Annotated in this window: 2 protein-coding genes and 1 pseudogene; all 3 read right to left on the minus strand. The window is 43.8% G+C overall.

The features are described from left to right. A pseudogene (locus tag FWJ59_RS08575) lies at positions 1–371 on the minus strand (glycosylase); the annotation flags it as partial. Between the two features lie 12 nt (positions 372–383). Next, positions 384–2,210: a cellulase family glycosylhydrolase gene (locus FWJ59_RS08580; protein ID WP_414481528.1), complete on the minus strand. Its 1,827-nt coding sequence runs from the start codon at positions 2,208–2,210 to the stop codon at positions 384–386. Positions 2,211–2,337: 127 nt separating this feature from the next. Next, the coding region (locus FWJ59_RS08585; protein ID WP_414481529.1) for a glycosyl hydrolase at positions 2,338–3,746 on the minus strand (1,409 nt) is incomplete at its 5' end.

Here is a 3,746-nt window from a genome sequence, read left to right on the forward strand (position 1 = left end):
GTCTAGGCTTTCGCTTAAAAATATGTCTCCAAATGGTGTATGGCCATTATCGCTTGGCCTTGACAACATCACAAAATTATCGCTGATTTTTCTTGGAAATAGAACCCCTTTTCTGTTAAAAGGCAGGAACGGTTTTCCCAATCTAATGAATTTTTTATAAAAATCGGTACACCAGACCATGTAATATTTATTTTTTCCTTTTCAAATTCCCAATTGATCCCATCCTTGCTGTAACTGAGGTATAAATGACAGATTCCATCGGTTTGTTCACCACAAAATACCCCTATAAAACAAAATACCCCTATAAATTCTTCATTATAGGGCACCACCGCACTATTGAAGATCCTCGCAGCTCCAGGCAATGGATTCCTTCTGGCAAACCTTTACTGTTTAGTTTGATGCTTATGGCCTACCCTCCCAAACGCGTAAGCACCTATAAGAGCAACAGCTACTATTATAATAGTGCCCGCTATCATATACCCGGTAATGCCCTTGGTGTGGCTGCTGGACGGCTCGCTTGGTTGCTTGGTTCCCTGCTCCTGGTTTGGGGTATCCATTCCCTCATCTCCGTTGTCACCTGTATCATCAACCGGCTGATCGTTTTGCGGTGAATCAGGCATTTCCTGCGAAGAAATACCTCTTACCTTATTGCCATTCTTCACCAGCGTGTATTCTATCTTTTCACCGCTCCAGAAGTGGACCTTGAGGAGTATCTCCCCATCCTCCAGCCCGCGCAGGAAATCGGACGATAGCTCTATCCTGTAGGTGGAAGGTTTAAAATCGACGTAATATTGCTTAAAGGACGTCCAATCGTTTGGTGGCGTATTTCTCCCGTTCTTTTTATAGACCGCTTCCAGAGCCTTAAGCTGCGCGCCATTATATGTGACAGGGATAAAGAAATTATCTACACGTTCCTCAATCATATCCCTCAGAATGGGGGTATCGTAATATATCACGTTAAGCTTCCACTCGGCTCCAGCTGAAAACCTGCAACTTAAGACTGCCTTAACCCCAAATTCGCCGCTTATAACCTGGCGCAGAAAGTCAGCCTTGATGATTAGCTTATCGTCGGAGAGGTCATAGTCCTTACCTTTGACCAGAGTATCCTCCCCATACTTAACCTCAACGAGTTCGTTCCCGTTTAGATTTAGCCTCACCTCTACATCCTCAATGGGCGAATTCTTCTTGATATAAATGGAATCGGTCTGCCCGGTGGACGAGCGGGCTTTGACGCTGTTTATTATCACCTCATAAAGTTGGGGGTCACTCCACTTAAAATTGACTCTGTCAAAATGCTGCCCGTTATCCCACCACATGAGTGGCAGCTTCTTTTCCTTTGCATAATAGGTGATGAATTCAAAATATTTTATCTTTTCGCCCTGTTGAATGGTGTCCAGCGATGTATCAAAGCCCAGCAAGCCGAATTCTCCTATTATGACCGGGATTCCGTTAGCAACAAAGGTATCGTATATCCTATTAAAGGTGTTGATTATGTCATTTTTTGTGGTCTCATCAAAAGTGGTAACACCAGCTATGTTGACGCTAAATGGCCAGTAGCCGTAATAATGGACGGTGGCTATGAGGTTTTTGTCGTTTAGCTCGACGATGGTGTTGTACAATTCCTTTAGGCGATTGGGCGATGCAGAACAGGTAAGGGTGGGTAACAATAAATACCTCGTGGTATTATTGCCGCCTGAACCGCGCACTATTTGGTAAAAAGTCGTATTGAGCACGCGCAGCATCTCAAAATATTCAGGTTTATCCTCGTTCCAGTCATCCGAGAATCGCGGTTCATTGATGCTCTCGAACATCAGCCTGTCAGGTGGGTAATCCTTAAAGGAAGCAGAAATCTGTTTCCACGCAGCTTTGAACCTTTTTAACACCTCATCGTAGTCGGTCTTCATATTGAAAACCCAGCTGGAATCGTGATGCATGTTAATGATGACGTAAAACCCGGTTTCCAGTGCCCAGTCAACCACTTCATGGATGCGTTGCAAAAAAACCTCATCTATCTTATAGTCGGGTGCATCCCCCATCCTATGTCTCCAAGTTATGGGTATCCGGATGCTCTTAAATCCATGCTTGGCTATTTCCTGGATCAGTTCCTTAGTGGTAACAGGGTTGCCCCATGAAGTCTCGTCACCAGTAGCATCAAATGTATTACCCAGATTCCATCCGATATGAATTGCCTCAAAGATCCTTTGTGGCATATCCTCTCCCCCTCCAAACTGCGCCAGGGTCGGCACAGGATAAAAAATTATACAGGCTAACAATAGAATAGACGTCAGTATGGACATAAATCTCAAGAACACTGCAAACACCTCGAATGCATTTAAATTATTGGCCATAACTTCTCAGATCCGGCAATTCGTCCAGTGTGAGGACCTTCTCATGATTATAGACCTTTTCAAACATGTACCTCTCGGTGTACTTTTCGGACAGGCCATAACCCGACCACACAAAGTCCCCGTTCCATGTGCAGAAATGGGACCACACCGCCCCATCCCTGAAGGCGAGGTCCGGATCAAACAAATATCCATTTTCGGTGAGGGCAATTATTCTTTTACCCGTAGGCCATTTAGCCATTTCAAAGAATTTGGAGGTGTGCGGGCTATACACCCTTTCCCCCGGATATATATCCATGCCTATGATATCCACATACTTGTCTCCTGGATACCAAGCTGGATGCTGACCATTCCATACCCATATCAAATTGTGGATACCGTGTACCTTTGTAAGTCTATCAAATAGCAGCCGATACAGCTTTATGTAAGCATCGGGACCGGAAGCTCCCCACCAAAACCAGCCACCGCTGGCTTCATGCAGGGGGCGCCATAAGATGGGTACATCAGCTTCCTGTAGCCGTTTCAGCTGTTTGGCAATCTCATCAATATCCCTCAACAACAGCTCATAACCTTGTGGGTCTTTACCATTCATGATAGCCTCTAAATTAATGTTGGTAGCCCTGGTATAAAATCCACTCCACCAGGGATTTTCTGACGTGTCATACAGATAAGGTTCAGGAGCATTCCAGTGCCAACAAAATGTTACAATGCCACCCAATTTATCAAACTCGATTGCGTATTCAACCGCTTTGCTCTTTGTACCATGTGCCACTCTCGAAGGCGTATAATCTATAAGGTCAAGGCCGAGTATGGCAGGATATTTCCCTGTAATAGAATATATCACTTTAAATTCAGGACCGTTTATCCCTTTATCCGAATACTGACCTGAAATTATGTATTCCCCATACATATCAACTAAAAATTGCATCAACTTTTTCGCCCTATCGGTGGCATAAGGGTCAACCAACTGAGCTGACACTTTATAGATGTCTTCATCAATTGAAGAAGAAGCAGTTATTTTTAATGCATCCAATCGAATCCAACCCCAGCTTTTAGTCATCTTTATTTCATTTTCTCCTGCTTTTAAATATACTCTTTTCAGGATAGAATCTTGAAAATTAGTCCCTTCAACCTTTGCTACTCCTACAAATTCTCCGTTTACATATACATTGTTTTCTTTATATCCCTCATAACTTGCACTGATAAAGTTTAAATCATAAAATCCGCTTCCAGGCACAGTAACATTAAAAGTAACCGTATCTTCATCGCTTTCTATGCCGACCAGATAACCATTACCAGAAAAGCCGGGATGAGTACTTTCAACTCGCACTCTGCCGGTTGTAACCGCAACATCCTCGGCCTCAAGAAACAATTCAAAGTCCGGGTCATAGCGTCCTTCAC

It is taken from the genome of Caldicoprobacter sp. (assembly GCF_047459465.1).
Classification (GTDB): Bacteria; Bacillota; Clostridia; order Caldicoprobacterales; family Caldicoprobacteraceae; genus Caldicoprobacter.